This window comes from Azospira sp. MPR-E4 (genome assembly GCF_058809645.1).
Genome location: NZ_JBXAST010000009.1, coordinates 1 through 19,237, shown reverse-complemented (window position 1 = coordinate 19,237; position 19,237 = coordinate 1). Strand labels below are relative to the sequence as shown.

Here is a 19,237-nt window from a genome sequence, read left to right as displayed (position 1 = left end):
CGTCGGAAGCGAGTAGCGCAGGGAACCCCGCGTAGCGGGGCGCCAAACCGGGCGCGCCTTCTTTTGGTTACATTTTCTTGGCAAGACAAGAAAAGTAACCCGCGCGTCAGGCGCGGAACCCAGCCATAAAACACCCAACCACGCCCGAGGGGAAAAGGCCCTTAAAGCCTCAACCTAAAGCCCCGCTGCCACGCGCCTAAAACCTACCCATGATCCCCAAGCCGATACTTCCGAATCTTGTCATGCAAGGTCGTCTTGGCCACCCCCAGCGCCTCTGCCGTCCGCGCCAGACTCCCCCCATTCCGCGCCAGCGCATCGGCAATTAAAGCCCGCTCAAACGCCTCCACCGTCTCCGCCAACGGCCGCGGCCCGGCCGGCGTAGACACCGCAAACGGAGCCACCCCCGCCTCAATCCCCAGCACGCAACGATCCGCCACATTGCGCAGTTCCCGCACATTCCCCGGCCAGTCGTAGGCCATCAGCGGCCCCATGCGGGCCGGGTCGGCCGCCGGCACCGGCCGTTCGTGGCGGGCGGCGGCCTGTAGCAGGAAGTGCTCGAACAGCAACGGAATATCCTCCCGCCGCTCCCGCAGGGGCGGCAGGGGCAGGGTGGCGACGTTCAACCGGTAGTAGAGGTCGGCCCGGAAGCGGCCCTGGTCGGAGAGGTCCTTCAAATCCGCCTTGGTGGCGGCGATCACCCGGCAATCCACCGGTATGGCGGTGTTGGAGCCCAGGCGCTCCAGGCTGCGTTCCTGCAGCACCCGCAGCAGCTTGATCTGCATGGGGATGGGCATGGACTCGATTTCGTCCAGGAACAGGGTGCCGCCGCTGGCGTGCTCGATCTTGCCGATGCGCTTCTTGGCGGCGCCGGTGTAGGCGCCAGCCTCGTGGCCGAAGATTTCGCTCTCGAACAGGGTCTCGGGTAGGCCGCCGCAGTTGATGGCGACGAAGTTGCCGTTGCGCCGCGGCCCGGCCTCGTGCAGGCAGCGGGCCACCAGTTCCTTGCCGGTGCCGGTCTCGCCGAAGATGAGAATGTCGGCGGCACTGTTGCCCAGGTCCGCTACCAGCTGGCGTACCTTGACCATGGCCGGGGAGCGGCCGATGAGGCGGGCTTCCAGGGCGTCCCGGCTTTCCAGACGGGCCCGCAGCTGGCGCACCTCCAGGGTCAGGCGGCGCTTGTCCAGGGCGCGGCGCACCACTTCCACCAGGTAGTCGGGGGAGAAGGGCTTTTCGATGAAGTCGTGGGCCCCGTCCTTCATGGCCTGCACCGCCAGGGAGACGTCGCCGTGGCCGGTGATGAGCACCACCGGCAGTTCCGGGTCGATGGCCTGCAGCTCCTTGAGCAGGGCCATGCCGTCCATGCCCGGCAGGCGGATGTCGCTGACGACGATGCCGGGGAAGTCGCGGGAGAGGCGCCGGCGGGCCTTCTCGGCGCTGTCCACGCCGCTCACCGGGATGTCTTCCAGCTGCAGGGCCTGTTCGCAGCCCAGGCGTACGTCCGGATCGTCTTCTACCAGCAGCACCTGCAGGGTTTGGTTCTCGGTCATGACTTCGCTCCGGGGGAGGTGGCAGGGGCTGCGGGCAGGTCCAGGGTGAACACGGCGCCGCCGTCCGGGTGGTTGTCCCCGGTCAGGGTGCCGTTGGAATCGGCGACGATGCCGGCAGAGATGGCCAGGCCCAGGCCCAGGCCGCTGCCGGCTTCCTTGGTGGTGAAGAAGGGTTCGAAGAGGTGGGCCCGGGCTTCTTCATCGAGGCCGGGGCCTTGATCCCGCACCTGCACGACGATGCGTTCCCCCTCGCGCCGGGCGCTGATGTCCAGGGCCGGCGCGGGGCAGTTTTCCATGGCATCCAGGGCATTGCCGGCCAGGTTCACCAGCACCTGCTCCAGCCGGTTGGGGTCGCACCAGGCTTCCACTTCCTCCTGGGGCAGGTCGATGCAGGCCACCACCCCGGCTTTCTTGAGGCGCTGCTCCAGCAGGAACAGGGCGTTTTCCACGGCACGGCGCAGGGGTACGGCCTGGGGCTGGCCGGTGGATTTGCGGGCGAAGGATTTCAACTGGCCGGTGAGGCGGCCCATGCGGTCCACCAGTTCGCCAATGCGCTCCAGGTTGCTGCCGGCGGTTTCCTGGTCGCCCCGGGCGAGGAATTTGCGGGCGTTGCCGGAAAGGGTGCGCAGGGCCGCCAGGGGCTGGTTCAGTTCGTGGGCGACGCCGGCGGAGAGCTGGCCGAGCACCGCCAGCTTGCCGGCCTGCACCAGTTCGTCCTGGGCGGCGCGCAGGGTGCGCTCGGCCCGGGTGCGCTCGGCCACTTCTTCCTGCAGGCGGGTGTTGGCGGCGGAGAGGTCGGCCGTGCGCTCCTCCACCTTGCGTTCCAGCTCGTCGTGGGCCTTCTGCAGGGCTTCCCGGGCGGCCAGCCGGTCCCGCACATGGCGGCGGCGTTCGTTGAACATGAGGGCCAGGATGCACAGGAAGGCGGCACCGATGCCGGCCAGGGCGGCCCGGTTGGCAGCGATTTCGCGCACCTGCTCCTGATGGGAGAAAACGGTGATGGTCCAGGGGGTGCCCGGCAGGAGCTGGGTCTGGGCCAGGAATTTGCCGGCCACCGGGAACATGGAAACCATCTCCGGCCCGGCCTTGGGCAGGCGCACCAGACGGGCGCCGTGGTCCAGTTCCGCCAGCTCCACCACCCCCAGGGGGTTGAGGGCGCGGCGGTTGTACTGCTGGGTCTGGTCGAAGGCACGGCGGGTGGCATCGTCCAGGGGCTTCAGGGTGGTGAATTTCCAGTCCGGCACCGAGGCCAGGATGACCACGCCGTTCTCGTCCGCCACCAGGGCCGGAGCCTCCACGGTGGACCAGGTCTTTTCCAGCTGTTGCAGGCCCACCTTGAGCACTGCCACGCCCACCGTGCCCTGGGCGTTGGTCAGGGCCGAGGTCAGGTAGTAACCCGGCTCGCCTCGGGTGGTGCCGATGCCGAAGAAGCGGCCGCTGCCCGTATCCATGGCCTGGCGGAAATAAGGACGGAAGGAGAGGTCTTCCCCCAGGTAGCTATCCGGCCGGCGCCAGTTGCTGGTGGCCATGACCCGGCCATTGACGTTGAGGACGTAGATGGAAAGGGTGCCGGCCCGCTCGTTGAGCTGCTCGAGGTATAGATTGAGCTGTTCGATCTGGGCCGGCGTGGGCTTGGGGGTGGTGAGCAGGTGCAGCACGTCCTTTTCCAGCCCCAGGGTGGTGGGGAAGTAGGCGTACTTGTCGATTTCCCGCTCCAGGCTGGTGGCGTAGAGGTCCAGCCGGTGCCGGCCCGTGGCCTGCAGTTCGGCCAGGCCCATGGCCAGGCTGAAGCGGAAGGCCAGCAGGCTGGTGCCGCCCACCAGGGCGGCGAAGCCCAGGAGCAGGATGGCGAGGCGGAAGAGGCGCTGGCTGGGTGGCATGGAGCGTGGCGGTGGTGGAGGGAAGCCCCGTTCGGATTTCCGGATTATGCCGGTCCCGGGCCCTTTGCGGGGGCTCAGGCGGCTGGGGCGAGCATGTCCCAGGCAAGCTTGACGATGAGCACTGCCACCACGACGAGGAAGGCCTGGCGCACGAAGCCGGCGCCCCGCTTGAGGGCCAGCAGGGTGCCGACCTGGGCCCCGGCCAGGTTGCAGGCGGCCATGATCAGGCCCACGGTCCACAGGATGGGGCCGTGGCTGGCGAAGAAGGCGATGGCGGAAAGGTTGGTGGCGGCGTTGATGACCTTGGCGCTGGCCGAGGCCTTGAGGAAATCCATGCCGAACAGGCGGACGAAACCGAAGATGAGGAAACTGCCGGTGCCGGGGCCGAAAAAGCCGTCGTAGAAGCCGATGGTCAGGCCCAGGAGGGCGCCGCGCCAGCGGTCGGCGGGCACCAGCTCGCGGCTGGCGCTATGGCCGAAATCCTTGCGGCGGAAGGTGTAGATGGCCACCGCCAGCATCAGCACCAGCACCAGGGGGCGCATGGCCTCCCGGGGCAGCCAGGCGACCACGGCGGCGCCGAGCCAGGCGCCCACCAGGGCGGCCAGGGTGGCCGGCAGGACCACGGCCCAGGGAATGGGGACGGCCCGGGCGTAGCGCCAGAGGGAGGCGCCGGTGCCGGCGATGGACGACACCTTGTTGGTGCCGAAGAGGGTGGGGATGGCCGTCTGGGAAAACTGGGAAAGCAGCACGGGAATCTGGATCAGTCCGCCGCCGCCCACCACGGCATCGACCATGCCGGCGAAAAAGGCTGCGGGAGCGAGGAGGAACCAGTTGATATCCATGGCGATAAAGGAAAAAAGTGCCCGGCATTGTATGCCGGGCCTAAAGCGGAGGGATAAAACACCGTTTGGCGGGTGGCTCCCGGTCAGTTCCGGGCGCCTCCCGCGACATGCTTCAGTTCCCTTGCGGGAACAGGCGGCTCCAGGCCAGGAGCAGCAGGCCGGCGCTGCCCAGCCAGGCCGCGGTTGCGCTGGCGAGGGTCAGGCCCAGGCTGCAGCGCAGGCTGAGCCAGGCCACCACCAGCAGATAGACCGCGTAGGGCAGCAGGGACCACAGGCCGAAGATGGCCGTGGTGCGCAGGTCCGCCCCGCCCCGCTCACTGCCGACGATGGCGTGGGCAATGAGAGCGAAGGTGGGGAACAGGGGCACCAGGCCGGCGATGAAAAAGCTCTTGCTGCGGGACAGCAGGGCAATCAGCAGGACGGCCAGGGCCCCCAGCAGGCTCTTCAGGAACAGGGCGAACATGGGGGCTCCGGCCGGACGGATCAGGCAGCGGCCTTGGCGGTGGCCAGGGAATCGTCTTCCGGCACCGGCAGGGATTCCTCGGCCTCGGCCAGCTCCTCGCTCACCGGGTCGATGGCCCCTTCCCACTTGGCCACCACGGCGGTGGCGATGGAATTGCCCAGCACGTTGGTGACGGTGCGGCCCATGTCGAGGAAGTGGTCGATGCCCAGCACCAGCAGCAGGCCGGCTTCCGGCAGGTTGAACATGGGCAGCACGGCGGCCACCACCACCAGGGAAGCCCGCGGCACACCGGCGATACCCTTGGAGGAGACCATCAGCACCAGCAGCATGGTGATCTGGGCGGTCAGGCTCATGGGGATGTCGTAGGCCTGGGCGATGAACAGGGCCAGGAAGGTGGTGTACATCATGGAGCCGTCCAGGTTGAAGGAATAACCCAGGGGCAGGACGAAACCGGTGACGCGGGTCTTGATGCCGAACTTTTCCAGCTGTTCCATCAGCTTGGGATAGACGGACTCGCTGGAGGCGGTGGAGAAGCCCACCAGCAGCGGGCCGCGCACCAGCTTGATGAGACGGAACACATCCTTGCCCAGGACGATGAAGCCGGCCAGGATCAGCAGGCCCCACAGGGCGGCCAGGGCGACGTAGAAGCTGAGCATGAACTTGCCGAACACCAGCAGCATGCCCAGGCCATTGGTGGTGATGGCACCGGCCACGGCGCCGAAGACGCCGAAGGGAGCGAAGCGCATGACGTAGTCGGTGACCTTCAGCATCACATGCACCACTTCGTCCATGGTGTTCACCAGGGAGCGGGCGGCCTGGTTGTGCAGGTGACCCAGGGCCAGGCCGAAGAACACGGCGAAGACCAGGATCTGCAGCACTTCATTGCCGGCCATGGCTTCCATGATGCTCTTGGGGAAGACGTGGGTGATGAAGTCCTTCAGGTTGAGGGCCGAGGTCTTCAGGTTGAGGCCGGCGGCGGACTCGGGCAGGGGCACGCTCAAGGCATGGCCCGGCTGCAGCACGTTGGCGAAGAGCAGGCCGATGAAGAGGGAACAGAAGGAGGCGCAGATGAACCAGCCCAGGGCGCGGCCGCCGACGCGGCCGACAGCCTTGGCGTCGCCCATGTTGGCCAGGCCCGCCACCAGGGTGGCGAAGATGAGGGGGGCGATGATCATCTTGATCAGGCGCAGGAAAATGTCGGTGAGGATGCTGAAATAGCCGGCAATTTCCTTGGCGCTGGCGGCGTCGGGGGCCATGGTGTTGCAGGCATAGCCGACGCCGACCCCGGCCAGCATGGCCAGGACGATCCAGGTGGTGAGCTTGTTCATTTTCATCGAAGGGCTCCGTTGCCGCGGGGGCGGCGGTCAAGATCAGTAAAAATCAGAAAAAAAAGGGGCCGGCAGCGGGCTGCCGGCGCAAACGGTTTCAGCCCTGGCGGTGGGGCAGGGCGCGGGGTTGGGTCAGCACTTCGGGGCGCAGCACATCGTCCAGCTCGGCCCGGCTCATGAGGCCCCGGGCCAGCACGATCTCGGCCACGCCCTTGCCCGATTCCAGGGCTTCGGCAGCCACCGAGGTGGCTGCGGCGTAGCCGATGTAGGGGTTCAGCGCGGTGACGATGCCGATGGAGTTCTCCACCCGAGCCCGCAGGGCATCCCGGTTGGCGGTGATGCCGTCCACGCAGCGGTCGGCCAGGGTCAGACAGCCCTGACGCAGGTGATTGACGCTCTTGAACAGGCTGTGGGCGATGATGGGTTCGAAGGCGTTGAGCTGGAGCTGGCCCGCCTCGGCGGCGAAGGTGACGGTCTGGTCGTTGCCGATGACCTCGAAGGCGATCTGGTTCACCACTTCCGGGATCACCGGATTGACCTTGCCCGGCATGATGGAGGAGCCGGCCTGGCGCGGCGGCAGGTTGATCTCGCCGAAGCCGGCGCGGGGGCCGGAGGAGAGCAGGCGCAGGTCGTTGCAGGTCTTGGACAGTTTCACCGCCACCCGCTTCAGGACGCCGGAAAGCTGCACGAAGGAGCCGCAGTCCTGGGTCGCTTCCACCAGGTTGGGGGCGGTGATGACCGGCACGCCGCTGGTCTCGGCCAGCAGGCGGCAGACCAGGGGGGCGTAGTCCGGGTGGGCATTGATGCCGGTGCCGATGGCGGTGGCCCCCAGGTTGATTTCCCGGATCAGGAGGGCGGCTTCCTTCAGCCGTTCCTCGTCTTCGCCCAGCATCACGGCGTAGGTGGAGAATTCCTGGCCCAGGGTCATGGGCACCGCATCCTGCAGCTGGGTGCGGCCCATTTTCAGCACGTCCTTGAACTCCTCGGCCTTGCGCTCGAAGGTGCGGCGCAGGTAGGCCAGGGCGTCCACCAGGCGGAAGATGCCGACGTAGGTGGCCAGCTTCAGCGCCGACGGGTACACGTCGTTGGTGGACTGGCTCATGTTCACGTGCTGGTTGGGGTGCAGGTGCTGGTACTCGCCCTTGGCATGGCCCATGATTTCCAGGGCCCGGTTGGCGATGACCTCGTTGGCGTTCATGTTGGTGGAGGTGCCGGCGCCACCCTGGATGACGTCCACCACGAACTGTTCGTGCAGCTTGCCGGCGATCACCTCCTGGCAGGCGGCGACGATGGCCTGGGCCAGGGGGGCTTCCAGCAGGCCCAGTTGCTCGTTGGCCTTGGCGGCGGCGAGCTTGATCTGGGCCAGGGCCCGGATCAGGTCCGGGTAGATGGAGATGGGGGTGCCGGTGATGGGGAAGTTTTCCACCGCCCGCAGGGTATGGACGCCGTAATAGGCCTCGGCCGGGACCTTGCGGTCGCCCAGCAGGTCGTGTTCGACGCGGTGTGGCTGGTTCATGGTGTCTCCTCTGTTCTGATGTGCCCGCTCGGCGGCGGTCCCTGTTCTTCAGCACGGGCCGTGCCATCGGGAGGGGTCCGAGTCGGGTTTTTAGTGGCTTGTTTTTTATGGGGTTTTGACCGTCGTTGTGGGGGGCGTTGTTCGGCTTTCCGGACAAGGGTCGGGTATGGCGTTCGGAAATCCGAACGAATGGGCCGGCGGTGGCTCCGTGGGGCTGCGGTGCTTTTCGTGGCGCCGGGCAAACCTGCTAAGATTCGCCCCTGCTTCTTCCCCCCATCCCTACCTGCTCCCTGTGTCCGCCAAGCCCCTGACCGCTGCCGCTCCCGCCGGCGATGCCATGACCCCCGAGGAACGCCGCGCCGGCGCCAGCCTGGCCTCCATCTTTGCCCTGCGCATGCTGGGCCTGTTCCTCATCCTGCCGGTCTTCGCCGTCTACGCCCACACCCTGCCCAGTGGCGACAATGGCCTGCTGGTGGGCCTGGCCATCGGCATCTACGGGGCCACCCAGGCCCTGTTCCAGATTCCCTACGGCATCGCCTCGGACCGTTTCGGGCGCAAGCCGGTGATCGTCTTCGGCCTGCTGTTGTTCGCCCTGGGCAGCTTCATCGCGGCCGCCGCCGACGACCTGCCCATGATCATCGCCGGCCGGGTGTTGCAGGGGGCCGGCGCCATTTCCGCCGCCGTCACCGCCCTGGCCGCCGACCTCACCCGGGAGCAGCACCGCACCAAGGTGATGGCCATGATCGGCTCCTCCATCGGCCTGGTCTTCGCCCTCTCCCTGGTGGCGGCCCCCCTGCTCTACGCCGCCATCGGCATGGCCGGCATCTTCGCTCTCACCGGGGGGCTGGCCCTGCTGGCCATCGTCGCCCTGTACAAGGTGGTACCGCCGGCGCCCAAGGTGCTGGTGGATGGCGGCCGTACCCGCTTTGCCGACGTGCTGTTCCATCCCCAGCTGCTGCGTCTCAACTTCGGCGTTTTCGTCCTGCACCTGACCCAGACCGCCATGTGGGTGCTGATCCCCGCCGCCCTGGTCAAGACCGGCGACCTGCCCCTGGCCGAGCACTGGAAGGTGTATCTGCCTGCCGTGCTGGTTTCCTTCGCCTTCATGGTGCCGGCGGTGATCGCGGCGGAGAAGTACGGCCGCATGAAAATGGTCTTTAACGGCGCCGTGGTCCTGTTGCTCCTGGTGCAGGCCGGTTTCGGCCTCTTCGGCCAGGGCCTGTGGCCCCTGGCCCTGCTGTTGACCGCCTTTTTCGTCGCCTTCAATATCCTGGAAGCGACCCAGCCTTCCCTGATTTCCCGTATCGCACCGGTGGAAGCCAAGGGAGCGGCACTTGGCATTTATAATACGACCCAGTCTCTCGGGTTGTTCCTTGGCGGCGCCGTCGGCGGTATGCTGGCGCAACGTCTGGGGGGCGATGCGGTGTGGTGGTGTACCGGAATCCTGAGTCTCGTCTGGCTGGCCCTGGGGCTGACCATGAAGCCGCCGGTCCGCGCCCAGCAGCGCCCGGCCTGAATTCAACATTTTTTACTATTGGGGAAACATCGATGGCTGCAGTCAATAAAGTGATTCTTTTGGGCAATCTGGGGGCCGATCCGGAAACCCGTTACATGCCCAACGGTGACGCTGTGGCCACTGTCCGCCTGGCTACCACCGAAACCTGGAAAGACCGCAATTCCGGCGAGAAGCGTGAAGCCACCGAATGGCACCGGGTGGTGTTCTTCCGCAAGCTGGCTGAGATCGTCGGCCAGTACCTGAAGAAGGGTTCTTCCGTCTATATCGAAGGCCGCATCCGTACCCGCAAGTGGCAGGACAAGGACGGCCAGGAACGCTACACCACCGAAATCGAAGCCACCGAAATGCAGATGCTCGGCGGCCGTGGCGGCCAGGGCGGCCAAGGTGGCGGCAGCGGTGCCTCCTACGGCGGCGGCGACGACTTCGGCGGCGGCGATTTCAGCCCCCGTTCCTCCGCCCCCGCTGCCTCTGCGCCGAAGAAGAAGGCCCCGTCTTTCGACGACATGGACGACGACATTCCCTTCTAAAAGCCGTCCAGTCTCTTGCGCTGAAGAAAAGCCCGGAATCCTCAACGGATTCCGGGCTTTTTCATTGCAACCGGCACGCCGGTGTGGGAACGGTGCCCGTCCAGGTCAGGGCACGCCGAGGGATTCCCAGTTGCTCCAGTTGTCCTTCTGGCCGCCACCCTGCCAGATGTGCCACAGGGCCCGGTCCGAACCCAGGGCGAAGGCTTCCAGGGGACCGCTGGTGCCGGCGTTCTCGGCCACCAGCAGTTGGCCGATGGCAATGCCGCCCGGCGGTTGTCCTAGGGACGACCAGCCATTCCACCCGCCCGGGCCACTGGGGGATTGCCAGTTGTGCCAGAGGGCGCCATCGGTGGCGATGGAAAAGGCTTCCAGGGTGCCCTTGCCGGCATTTTCCACCACTTCCACCGAGGTGATCAGGGCTTTGGGGCCGGGGGCGCCGAGGGATTCCCAGTTGCTCCAGTTGTCCTTCTGGCCGCCGCCCTGCCAGATATGCCAGAGGGCCCCGTCGGAGCCCGCGGCGAAGGCTTCCAAGGGGCCGCTGTCCCTGGCGTTGCCGATCACCTCCAGCTGGCTGATGAAGACGCCGGCTGGGCGGCCCAGGCTGGACCAGCCGCTCCAGCCGCCGGGGCCGGTGGGCGACTGCCACGAATGCCAGAGTTCGGCATTGGGGCCGATGGTGAATGCTTCCAGCGGGCCGTTGTTGGGATTGTTCCTGATGATGTAGTTGGTCTTGCTCATGCTTGCCTCCTTGGTGATCTTGCACAGGCCGGAGGCTGGGGGCGCCATGATGAAGGCAATCCAGGGAAGTCCGGCGACCCGCCGTCTGAGCGGTTGAGAAGCGGGCAGACGGCAGTTGGAAAACAATAGTCTGTCGCCGGATTATTGCAATATGACTTTGGTATGTTTTGGCGTTGACTTGCTCTCATCCCCACTGATTACGAGGCGATTCGCTTGCATTCAAGTTGCACCAACGGCCAGGATTGATCATTCGGCTGCCTTCGCCTGAGGAAGGTTGTTTTGAAGTGGCAGGTGGAGGGTGAAGCGGCTGCCCAGGCCCGGGCTGCTTTCCACCTCGATGTTGCCGCCGTGGAGACGGGCGACGGTATCGGCGACGGAGAGTCCCATGCCTTCGCCGGAACCCACCGGCCGGGTGGTGAAGAAGGGGTTGAAGATGCTTTCCAGATGCTGCGGCGCGATGCCGCAGCCGTTGTCCTCCACTGTCAGGCAGATCTGGCGGCCGTCGGGGCAGCTGCCGTGCAGGCGCACCATGCCCTCGGCCGGGATGGCCAGCAGGGCATTGTCGATGAGGTTTTCCAGGGCCTGCTGCAGCCGTTCCGGCAGGCAGTGCAGCGGCGGCAGGGCGTCGTAGCGCTGTTCCAGGCGGAAGTTGTGGCGTTTCTGGCAGGCCCGTTCCGCCGCCGTGCGGCAGATGGCTTCCAGGTCGGCCTGGCGCCATTCGCCGCTGGCGCAGGTGCTGGAGAACTCCAGGAGATGGCGTACCACCGTGCTCACCCGGGAAATGCCCTGGCGGGTTTCGGCCAGTACCTGGGGGGCGTCCTGGCGCAGGAAGTCCAGGTCGATGCGCTCCCGGCCGGGCGGTTGCTGGCCGGCGGCGGCGCTCTCGTAGGCGTCCACCAGGGTCAGCAGGTCCTCCAGGTGCCGGGCCATGGCGCCCAGGTTGCTCTGGATGTAGCCGAGGGGCGTGTTGATCTCGTGGGCCACGCCGGCGGCCAGCTGGCCGATGGCGGCCAGCTTTTCGGCATGGAGCAGCTGGTCGTGGGTCTGGGTCAGGCGGCGATTGGTCTGTTCCAGGGAGGTCAGGGTGTCCTGCAGGGCCCGTTCGGCCCGTTCCCGCTCGCTGATGTCGTTGAACATGAGGACGGCGCCGACCGTCTGGTCCTCCTCCAGGATCAGGGCCTGGTTGCACTCGACGACGATGCTGGAACCGTCCCGCTGCAGGAACACCTGGCGGCGGTGCTGGAACTCCGCCTCCCCCGCCAGGGGATTGGGTTTGTCGCCATAGAGCACGGCGGCCACCGGCCGGGTCAGCATGTCCTCCACCGGCCAGCCCAGCAGGCGCGAGGCAGCCGGGTTGGCGAAGGTGATGCAGCCGTTGGTATCCAGGCTGAAGATGCCTTCACTGGCCGAGTGCAGGATCAGCTCGTAGGTACGGCTCCAGCGGGCGAAGGCGGCCAGCACCTGTTGCTGCTGCGAATCCCCGGCGGGGTTGTGGTCCGGTTCCATGGAGTTCCTCCCTGCTCAGGCCGCGGCGCATTCGCTGTCCTGGACCAGCGCGTGAAAATCGTCCTCGGCCAGCACGTGGTTGAGATCCAGGACCAGGATGAAACCCTTGTCCATTTTGGCCATGCCCCGGATGAAGTCGGTGCGCAGGTGGGTGCCGAAGGCCGGCGGCGGTTCGATCTGGGTGTCCGGGATGTCCAGGACCTCGTTCACCGCATCCACCATGATGCCCACCACCTGGGTTTCCTCGGCGGTGGGGGTCTCGACGATGACGATGCAGGTGCGCCGCCCGACCACGGTCGGTGCGTGGCCGAAGCGGCGGCGCAGGTCGATCACCGGAACCACGGCGCCGCGGAGGTTGATCACGCCGCGGACCGAGTCGGGCATCATCGGCACCACCGTCAGGTGGCCGTACTCGATGATTTCCCGGACGTTGAGGATGCCCACGGCGAACAGCTCATTGCCCAGCTGGAAGGTGAGGCACTGGGTGCGGGCTTCCGACTCCCTCTCGGGAGCGGCGGTGACTGGTGCGTTCATGGCCATTCTCCTTAGAACTGGACGAAGTCGCCGCCAGCTTCCACTTCGGCAGAAGCGCTTTCCCAGCTTTCCTGCCGGGATGCCTGGCGCGGTGCCTGGCCGGACTTCTTGGTGCCACGTAACTGCACGTTGCGCTGGGTGGTGCCGTGACCGGTGTTGAAGAAGCCCATCAGCTGCTGCAACTGCTCGGCCTGGCCGGTCATTTCCTCGGCCGTGGCGGCCAGCTCCTCGGAGGAAGCCGCATTCTGCTGGGTGGTCTGGGTCAGCTGGGACATGGCGCTGTTGATCTGGCCGACGCCCAGGGCCTGTTCCTTGGAGGCCGCGGTGATTTCCTGCACCAGGTCGGAGGTCTTCTTGATGGAGGGGACGATCTCGTCCAGCAGCTTGCCGGCGTGTTCCGCCAGGGAGACGCTGTTGCCCGCCACCTGGCCGATTTCCTGGGCCGCCACCTGGCTGCGTTCGGCCAGCTTGCGCACTTCGGCGGCAACCACGGCGAAGCCCTTGCCGTGGTCCCCGGCCCGGGCCGCCTCGATGGCGGCGTTGAGGGCCAGCAGGTTGGTCTGGTAGGCGATGTCGTCGATGATGCCGATCTTGGCGGCGATGGACTTCATGGCGGCCACGGTATCGGTGACGGCCTTGCCGCCGTCCACCGCCTGGGTGGAGGCCTTGCTGGCGATGCCGTCGGTGACGCTGGCGTTCTCCGTGTTCTGGTTGATGGAGCTGCTCATCTGTTCCATGGAGGCGCTGGTCTCCTCGACGCTGGAGGACTGCTGGGAAGCGGCGGAAGAGAGGGCCTGGGAGGTGCCGGAGATCTGCTCGCTGGCGTTGCTGAGGGCGTCGGCAGCGGTGCGCACTTCGGCGACCACGGTGCTGAGGCGGCCCACCATGCTATTGACGCAGTCCTTCAGGTCCTGCAGCTTGCCGTGGTAGTTGCCATTGATGCTCTGGGTCAGGTCGCCCTGCTCCACCGACTGCAGTACCCGCATGGCTTCGTTGAGCGGGGTGACGATGGCATCCAGGGTGTCGTTGATGCCGACCACGATGCGGCGGAAGTCGCCGGTGTGGCGTTCAGCATTGGCGCGGGTTTCCAGGCGGCCCTGGAGGGCGGCGGTGGCCAGGGTGGAGGTGTCCTCGATGAGGGCCTTGAGGTTGGCGCGCACCTGCTCGATGGTGTCGTTGATGAAAGCCTTCTTACCCGGGAAGCGTTCCAGCGGCGCCTCGAAATTGCCCCGGCCGAATTCTCCGACGCAGGCCATGGCCTTTTTCTTCACAGCGATGTGCCCCGCCACCATGCCATTGACACCTTCGGCCACGGCGCGGAAGCCGCCCTGGTACTTGTCGGTGGGAACGACCACGTCGATGTCGCCCAGTTCGTGTTCGCGGCTCATGTGATTCATGTCGTTGATCAACGTGCGGATGGTGTCCTGCATGCGGGCCACGTTGGCCAGCAGCGCTTCCTTGGCCACGCCATCCAGGGCGATTTCCTGGGACAGGTCGCCCTGGGCCACCCGATTGACGCAGACGGCCACCACGGCGGGGTCGGCACCAAGCTGGCGGGAGACCGAGCGCATGATGAGAATCCCCAGACCCACCACCAGTACCAGGGTGGCGATGCTAAGCGCAGCGGACTGCCATACCGCGGCAGAACTTACCTTCTCCGCTTCCTTGGCTGACTGGTTGCCCAGGTCCAGGTTGTATTGCAGGTGAGCGAGGAAAGCGTCGTTGATACGGTTGAAGGCGGATTGGTTGGCCAGGAGATAATCCCGTGCCTGGGCCATGCGGTTCTCCCGGGAGAGGGCCATGGTCTGCTCCCGCACCTGGCGGTAGCCTTCAAGCGCCTCCCGGTCTTCGCGCAGCAATTGCCGGTCCTTGTCGTCGGCAATCAGCCCCTCGTAGCGTTTCAGCGCTTCGTCGAGTTTGGCCATGTTGGCGTTGATGCGGGTCTCGATCTCGGCCATTCGCCCCTTGTCTTCCAGGGTGATGTGCTGCCATACCTGGGCCCGCACACTGGCCAGGGGCACGTAGGCCTCCTGCAGCACCTGCACCGAAGGCAGGGCATTGATGTTGGAGAAATTGGTGATGGTGAACACCCGTTCGATCTGGTAGGTCGCGAGTCCGGCGAGGATGGCCAGGCCCAGGGCGGCGCTGCAGATGAGCAGGTAGAGGCGTTGTTTGAGAGTCATTTCAAGCTCCTTCGTACGAAGAAATCGGTCGGTTAAGGTGTGTTGCCGGGCGGGCGGGATCTAATCGACCTGCTCGCTGCTGCTTAAACGTTGGTTGGCGGTGGTGCACTTCTCGCCCAGCTCCCGGGCTTCCTTGTCGCTGGCGTCGTGCACCAGGGTGGGTACGTCGAGAATGAGGGCCACCTCGCCGGTGCCGAGGATGGTGGAACCGGAGAAGCCGCGCAGGTGGCGGAAGATCTGGCCGAGAGGCTTGATCACGGTCTGGAACTCGCCCAGCAGGCGGTCCACCACCAGGCCGGCCCGGCGGTTGCCGTACTGCACGATGACCACGTTCTCCCGCTGGCTGCTTTCCCCTTCCAGGTTGAGCAGGTTGCGCAGGCGCAGGCAGGGCAGGGCCTCGCCGCGCAGGTCCAGGTAGTGGCTGCTCTGGCCCCGGCTCTGCAGGCGCTCCCCGTCGGGCAGTTCCATGCATTCCTGCACCAGGTCCAGGGGCAGGACGAAGGCGCTGTCCGCCACCTGGATGAGGAAGCCGTCGATGATGGCCAGGGTCAGGGGCAGGCGGATGCGCATGGTGGTGCCCACGCCCTCCTGGCTCTCGATGTCGATGCTGCCGCGCAGGGCGCTGATGTTGCGGCGGACCACGTCCATGCCGACGCCGCGGCCGGAGAGGTTGGTGACCTGCTCGGCGGTGGAAAAGCCGGGCTCGAAAATGAGGTTGAAGACGTCCCGGTCGGTGAGGGCCTGGCCCGGCGCCACCAGGCCCCGGTCCATGGCCTTGGCCAGGATCTTGTCCCGCTTCAGGCCGCCGCCGTCGTCGGCCACCTCGATGACGATGCTGCCGGACTCGTGGTAGGCGTGGAGGCTGAGGCGGCCCTGGGCCGGCTTGCCCCGGGCCAGGCGCTCTTCGATGGATTCGATGCCGTGGTCCATGGAGTTGCGCACCAGATGCATGAGGGGGTCGCCGATCTTCTCCACCACGGTCTTGTCCAGCTCGGTTTCGGCGCCGGTGATGACCAGTTCGATGTCCTTGCCCAGTTCCCGGGAAACGTCCCGAACCACCCGGGGGAAGCGGTTGAAGGACTCGCCGATCTCCACCATGCGCAGGGACAGGGCCCGGTCCCGGATCTCCTCCACGTGGCGTCCCACCTGGGCCATGGCCTCGATCAGGGCGGTATCGCCGTTGCGCTGGGAGAGCAGGGTGGCGGAGGCGCCGGCGATGACCAGTTCCCCCACCTGGTTGATCAGGTCCTCCAGCTTTTCCGCATCGACGCGGATGAAGCGGGTGGCGGCGGAGCGGTTCTCCCGGCCTTTCGCCTGCTTTTCCAGGGCGGCCTGGACCACGGGGGCGGGAATGCCGTCTTCCTGGATCAGCATCTCTCCCAGGGCCGGCGGGGCGGCCTGACGCTGCCGTTCCAGGGCCCGTTCCAGCTCGGCCTGGCTGAGGGCGCCGCTGGCCACCAGGATCTCGCCCAGGCGCTCCAGCCCTTCCGGCGCTTCGGCGATGAGCTTGAGGTAGTCGTCGATGGAACTGCGGGGCGGCAGGAGGGTGATGCGGCAGTCGTCCCGGACGAAGTCGAAGGTGCTGTCGATGGCTTCCCGGCTGGCCTCGCTGCGGAAATCCAGCTCGAAGCCCAGGTAGCAGCTTTCCGCGTCCATGGCTTCCGGCGCCGGCATCTGCTGCCACAGGGTGGTGATGTGAGCGATTTCCCCCAGGGTGCCGAGATAGCGCAGGAAGGAGGCCGGGTCCATGCCGTTCTTCAGGACTTCGGGGCCGAAGCGCAGGGAGATGTGCCAGGCATCGTTATGCACCGGGTCCGCCACCTCGCCGGCGGCCGGCACTGCGCTCGGCGAGGCCTGCCGGGGGCTCTCGGCCTGGGAGGCAGAAGGGGCGCCGCTGCTGGCGATGCATGCCTGGAGACGGGCCAGCAGGGCGGGCCTGCGGGCTTCCTGGGCGGCGGCGTCGGCCACCTCGTCGCCGGCGATCTGGTTGATGAGGAAGCCCAGGTAGTCGCTGCACTCCAGGAGCAGGGCGATGAGGTCCCCGTCCACCGCGACGCGGCCGTCCCGCACCAGGTCGAGCAGGGTTTCCGCCACGTGGGCGAAGGCCACCAGCTGGTCCAGGCTGAACAGCCCGGCCGAGCCCTTGATGGTGTGGATGGCGCGGAAGGTGGCGGAGATGGCCTCCCCGTCCCGCGGGTCCCGTTCCAGGGCCAGCAGGGAATCCTCCATGCCCAGCAGCAGTTCCCGGGCTTCGGCGACAAAGGTCTGCAGGACGTCATCGGTACTCACGACGGCAGCTCCCCGTTGTTGTCGAGACCGAAGGTCTGGTGCAGGTCGTACAGCTCGAACATGGTGTTGACGGCCGGGTGCAGGGCCACCAGGCGCAGGCTGCGCTGCTGCATCTGGGCCTGGCGCAGGACCAGCAGCAGGAGCTGGACGCCGACGCTGTCGATCTCATTGACCTGGCTCAGGTCGATCTCCACCCGGGGGCCGGCGCACAGGGCCAGCAGCTCGTCCTTGATGCCGGCGTCGTAGATGGTGAATTCGCCCTGCAGGGCAAGGTGCATGACGCCGTCGGCGGAATGGGTCTTCATCTCCATGGCGCGCTCCTCAGGGCATGACCAGCTTGGTCACGGCGGTGAGCATCTGGGCCGGCTGGAAGGGCTTCACCACCCAGGCCTTGGCCCCCGCCGCCTGACCCCGCTGCTTCATGCTGTCGCCGGCTTCGGTGGTGAGCATGATGACCGGGGTGAAGCGGTGTTCCGGCAGCTTCTTCAGCTCGGTGACGAAGGTGATGCCGTCCATCACCGGCATGTTCACGTCGCTGATGATGAGGTGCACCTTCTGGCCCTTGAGCTTGTTCAGGCCATCCTGGCCGTCGCAGGCTTCCAGGGTTTCGTAGCCGGCGCCCTTGAGGGCAATGCTGACGACCTGGCGCAGGGAGGCGGAGTCGTCGACGATGAGAATTGTCTTTGCCATGGGGGCGGTCCTAAAAGAAGGTGATGTCGGAGTCGGCCGGTGCCTGGCTGCTCTTGCCGCCATGCACGGCGTGCTGCTCGGCCGTGGTGTAGGTGCTGGCCAGGTTGTCCAGCCAATCCTGGGCGTCCAGGTGTTCCGGCCCGGTGGCCAGGTGCTGCTCCAGCCTTTCCATGTCCTGGCGGACGTGGCCCAGCATCTGGCCGATGCGGTCCTGGAACTGGAGGGAGACCAGGGATTCGGCCACTTCCTGCTGGATGCCCTGGTGCTGCCGGCGCAGGGTGTTGGCGGTGTCCGCCAGGTCGCCGGTGACGCGCTGGAAACCTTCGAGGATTCCCGCCACCGATTGCTGGGCCTGGCCCAGGGCCTGCTCGTCGGCCAGGGCGCCCTGGTCCGCCGCCTGCAGGGCGCCGTGGATGGCCTCGTTGACCAGCTGCACCTTGTCGGCGATGCGCCGGCCGGTGCCGGCCGATTCGTTGGAAAGCTCCCGCACCGCGTCGGCGACCACGGCGAAGCCGCGTCCCGCGTCCCCGGCCCGGGCCGCCTCGATGGCGGCGTTGAGGGCCAGCAGGTTGGTCTGGCCGGCGATGCGGCCGACCCCCTGGGCCATGGCATCCAGTTCGTCGGTGAAGGCGGCGAGGCGGCCGATCTCTTCCAGCATGCGGCGCTTGTTGGCCAGCAGCCCGGCCAGGGTGGCGAGCAGGGCGTCCAGTTCCCGGCGGCTGTGCTCCAGGGTCTGCAGCAGGTTGCCTCCCACCGAGGCGTCGGAGGCCCGGGCGCTGGCCTCCAGGCCGTCCACGATTCCGGCGAAGCGGGAGGAGAGGGCGGCGATGGCCGTTTCCGTCTGCTCGCCGACCAGGGTCAGCTGCTTGCGCCAGATGGGCAGGATGTGGCCTTCGATGCTGTGCACCTGGGCGGTCAATCCCGCCTGGCGCTGGCGCTCCTCCGCCTCGCCCCGGGCGCCGGCCGCCAGGGCTGCGGCCAGCCGTTCCTGCAGCAGGCGGCTGTGCTGCCGGCCGTACCAGGCGCCGGCTGCCCCGGCGATCGCCAGCAGCAGGGCGCCGCCGATGCCGCCGGCCGTGCTGCCGCCCTGGCCCAGGGACCAGGCGGCGCCGGCCAGTCCCAGGCCGAGCGGGGTCCAGGTGGTGGGGGCGCTCATTGCCGGGCCTCCGCCAGGTGGCGCACCGTACTGGCCAGGGGTTCGAAGTCGGAGGACTTGTCGAAGAAGAAATCGGCGCCGGCCGCGGCGCAGCGGCGGCGGAAGCCGGGATGGTTGGTGAAGATGGCGACGATGGTGGCCGGCGCTTCCAGCTTCACCTTGCCCAGCAGGGACATGCCGCTGCCGTCGGCCACCTCGATGTCCAGGATCAGCAGTTCGGGGCGGAACAGGCGGAAATGGCGCAGGCCGATGTCGATGCGATCGGTGACCACCGTTTCCACCCGGGGCAGGTCGGCGAATGCCAGGCGCAGCCGTTCGCTGACCAGCTTCGAGTCTTCGACGATGAGGATTTTCATGGCGCTTGTCCGTGGCGTGCTGCGATGGGTGTATTTCACGCCAGACGCCAAAGCGCCGCCGTCGGCAACGGCGGAATGTGACTTAGGGCAAGCCTGATTCGGGGGTCAGGTAAACCCTACAAGGGGAGTGCCCGCGGCAGCGGGCCGGCCATGCCGGGGATGGGAG

16 protein-coding genes and 1 pseudogene are annotated in these 19,237 nt (G+C 66.9%); 2 read left to right on the top strand and 15 right to left on the bottom strand.

Annotated elements, in window-relative coordinates; all coding sequences use genetic code 11:
* Positions 1-203: 203 nt before the first annotated feature.
* The 6 genes from AC1RTA_RS04650 to aspA form a co-directional block, all read right to left on the bottom strand.
* Positions 204-1,547, bottom strand: coding sequence for a sigma-54-dependent transcriptional regulator (locus AC1RTA_RS04650; RefSeq protein ID WP_492784072.1), 1,344 nt, complete (start codon positions 1,545-1,547; stop codon positions 204-206).
* Entirely contained in the window at positions 1,544-3,427 is a 1,884-nt protein-coding gene (locus AC1RTA_RS04645) for a sensor histidine kinase (RefSeq protein WP_492784071.1), read from the bottom strand. Before AC1RTA_RS04645 ends, AC1RTA_RS04650 begins: the two co-directional genes overlap by 4 nt.
* 74 nt (positions 3,428-3,501) lie before the next feature.
* Entirely contained in the window at positions 3,502-4,269 is a 768-nt protein-coding gene (locus AC1RTA_RS04640) for a sulfite exporter TauE/SafE family protein (RefSeq protein WP_014238492.1), read from the bottom strand.
* Between the two features lie 112 nt (positions 4,270-4,381).
* On the bottom strand, positions 4,382-4,732 hold the full coding sequence (locus AC1RTA_RS04635) for a GlpM family protein (protein WP_492783534.1): 351 nt from the start codon (positions 4,730-4,732) through the stop codon (positions 4,382-4,384).
* A 20-nt stretch (positions 4,733-4,752) separates the two neighbouring features.
* Positions 4,753-6,066, bottom strand: a complete 1,314-nt coding sequence (locus AC1RTA_RS04630) for a dicarboxylate/amino acid:cation symporter (protein WP_492784070.1) — start codon at positions 6,064-6,066, stop codon at positions 4,753-4,755.
* Positions 6,067-6,157: 91 nt separating this feature from the next.
* Positions 6,158-7,576, bottom strand: a complete 1,419-nt coding sequence (aspA, locus tag AC1RTA_RS04625; RefSeq protein ID WP_014238489.1) for an aspartate ammonia-lyase — start codon at positions 7,574-7,576, stop codon at positions 6,158-6,160.
* 337 nt (positions 7,577-7,913) lie between these two features.
* On the opposite strand from aspA, the gene AC1RTA_RS04620 reads away from it, so the two are divergent.
* Together AC1RTA_RS04620 and ssb are read left to right on the top strand one after the other, a co-directional pair.
* Entirely contained in the window at positions 7,914-9,092 is a 1,179-nt protein-coding gene (locus tag AC1RTA_RS04620; RefSeq protein ID WP_043799797.1) for an MFS transporter, read from the top strand.
* Between the two features lie 32 nt (positions 9,093-9,124).
* Entirely contained in the window at positions 9,125-9,619 is a 495-nt protein-coding gene (gene ssb, locus AC1RTA_RS04615) for a single-stranded DNA-binding protein (RefSeq protein WP_014238487.1), read from the top strand.
* 105 nt (positions 9,620-9,724) lie between these two features.
* Here the strand turns inward: ssb and AC1RTA_RS04610 are convergent, their stop codons facing one another.
* From AC1RTA_RS04610 to AC1RTA_RS04570, 9 genes and pseudogenes are all read right to left on the bottom strand, one after another.
* Positions 9,725-10,357, bottom strand: a complete 633-nt coding sequence (locus tag AC1RTA_RS04610) for a DUF8189 domain-containing protein (protein ID WP_492784069.1) — start codon at positions 10,355-10,357, stop codon at positions 9,725-9,727.
* 246 nt (positions 10,358-10,603) lie between these two features.
* Positions 10,604-11,863, bottom strand: coding sequence for a two-component system sensor histidine kinase NtrB (locus AC1RTA_RS04605; RefSeq protein WP_492784068.1), 1,260 nt, complete (start codon positions 11,861-11,863; stop codon positions 10,604-10,606).
* A gap of 15 nt (positions 11,864-11,878) precedes the next feature.
* On the bottom strand, positions 11,879-12,397 hold the full coding sequence (locus AC1RTA_RS04600; RefSeq protein ID WP_152089687.1) for a chemotaxis protein CheW: 519 nt from the start codon (positions 12,395-12,397) through the stop codon (positions 11,879-11,881).
* A gap of 11 nt (positions 12,398-12,408) precedes the next feature.
* Complete coding sequence (locus AC1RTA_RS04595; RefSeq protein ID WP_492784067.1) at positions 12,409-14,580, bottom strand: HAMP domain-containing methyl-accepting chemotaxis protein; 2,172 nt, start codon at positions 14,578-14,580, stop codon at positions 12,409-12,411.
* Positions 14,581-14,640: 60 nt separating this feature from the next.
* On the bottom strand, positions 14,641-16,869 hold the full coding sequence (locus AC1RTA_RS04590) for a chemotaxis protein CheA (RefSeq protein WP_492784066.1): 2,229 nt from the start codon (positions 16,867-16,869) through the stop codon (positions 14,641-14,643).
* On the bottom strand, positions 16,866-17,180 hold the full coding sequence (locus AC1RTA_RS04585) for an STAS domain-containing protein (protein ID WP_014238481.1): 315 nt from the start codon (positions 17,178-17,180) through the stop codon (positions 16,866-16,868). The genes AC1RTA_RS04590 and AC1RTA_RS04585 overlap by 4 nt, the downstream gene beginning before the upstream one ends.
* A 10-nt stretch (positions 17,181-17,190) precedes the next feature.
* Positions 17,191-17,559, bottom strand: coding sequence for a response regulator (locus tag AC1RTA_RS04580; RefSeq protein WP_014238480.1), 369 nt, complete (start codon positions 17,557-17,559; stop codon positions 17,191-17,193).
* A gap of 295 nt (positions 17,560-17,854) precedes the next feature.
* Positions 17,855-18,154: pseudogene (locus tag AC1RTA_RS04575) on the bottom strand (methyl-accepting chemotaxis protein); the annotation flags it as partial.
* A gap of 557 nt (positions 18,155-18,711) precedes the next feature.
* Positions 18,712-19,071, bottom strand: coding sequence for a response regulator (locus AC1RTA_RS04570; protein ID WP_130459035.1), 360 nt, complete (start codon positions 19,069-19,071; stop codon positions 18,712-18,714).
* Between the last annotated feature and the right edge of the window lie 166 nt (positions 19,072-19,237).

What these genes read in the sequence shown, in the direction of transcription:
- AC1RTA_RS04650 (WP_492784072.1), bottom strand. Translation starts at nt 1,547, where the DNA reads ATGACCGAGAACCAAACCCTGCAGGTGCTGCTGGTAGAAGACGATCCG.
- AC1RTA_RS04645 (WP_492784071.1), bottom strand. Translation starts at nt 3,427, where the DNA reads ATGCCACCCAGCCAGCGCCTCTTCCGCCTCGCCATCCTGCTCCTGGGC.
- AC1RTA_RS04640 (WP_014238492.1), bottom strand. Translation starts at nt 4,269, where the DNA reads ATGGATATCAACTGGTTCCTCCTCGCTCCCGCAGCCTTTTTCGCCGGC.
- AC1RTA_RS04635 (WP_492783534.1), bottom strand. Translation starts at nt 4,732, where the DNA reads ATGTTCGCCCTGTTCCTGAAGAGCCTGCTGGGGGCCCTGGCCGTCCTG.
- AC1RTA_RS04630 (WP_492784070.1), bottom strand. Translation starts at nt 6,066, where the DNA reads ATGAAAATGAACAAGCTCACCACCTGGATCGTCCTGGCCATGCTGGCC.
- aspA (WP_014238489.1), bottom strand. Translation starts at nt 7,576, where the DNA reads ATGAACCAGCCACACCGCGTCGAACACGACCTGCTGGGCGACCGCAAG.
- AC1RTA_RS04620 (WP_043799797.1), top strand. Translation starts at nt 7,914, where the DNA reads ATGACCCCCGAGGAACGCCGCGCCGGCGCCAGCCTGGCCTCCATCTTT.
- ssb (WP_014238487.1), top strand. Translation starts at nt 9,125, where the DNA reads ATGGCTGCAGTCAATAAAGTGATTCTTTTGGGCAATCTGGGGGCCGAT.
- AC1RTA_RS04610 (WP_492784069.1), bottom strand. Translation starts at nt 10,357, where the DNA reads ATGAGCAAGACCAACTACATCATCAGGAACAATCCCAACAACGGCCCG.
- AC1RTA_RS04605 (WP_492784068.1), bottom strand. Translation starts at nt 11,863, where the DNA reads ATGGAACCGGACCACAACCCCGCCGGGGATTCGCAGCAGCAACAGGTG.
- AC1RTA_RS04600 (WP_152089687.1), bottom strand. Translation starts at nt 12,397, where the DNA reads ATGAACGCACCAGTCACCGCCGCTCCCGAGAGGGAGTCGGAAGCCCGC.
- AC1RTA_RS04595 (WP_492784067.1), bottom strand. Translation starts at nt 14,580, where the DNA reads ATGACTCTCAAACAACGCCTCTACCTGCTCATCTGCAGCGCCGCCCTG.
- AC1RTA_RS04585 (WP_014238481.1), bottom strand. Translation starts at nt 17,180, where the DNA reads ATGGAGATGAAGACCCATTCCGCCGACGGCGTCATGCACCTTGCCCTG.
- AC1RTA_RS04580 (WP_014238480.1), bottom strand. Translation starts at nt 17,559, where the DNA reads ATGGCAAAGACAATTCTCATCGTCGACGACTCCGCCTCCCTGCGCCAG.
- AC1RTA_RS04570 (WP_130459035.1), bottom strand. Translation starts at nt 19,071, where the DNA reads ATGAAAATCCTCATCGTCGAAGACTCGAAGCTGGTCAGCGAACGGCTG.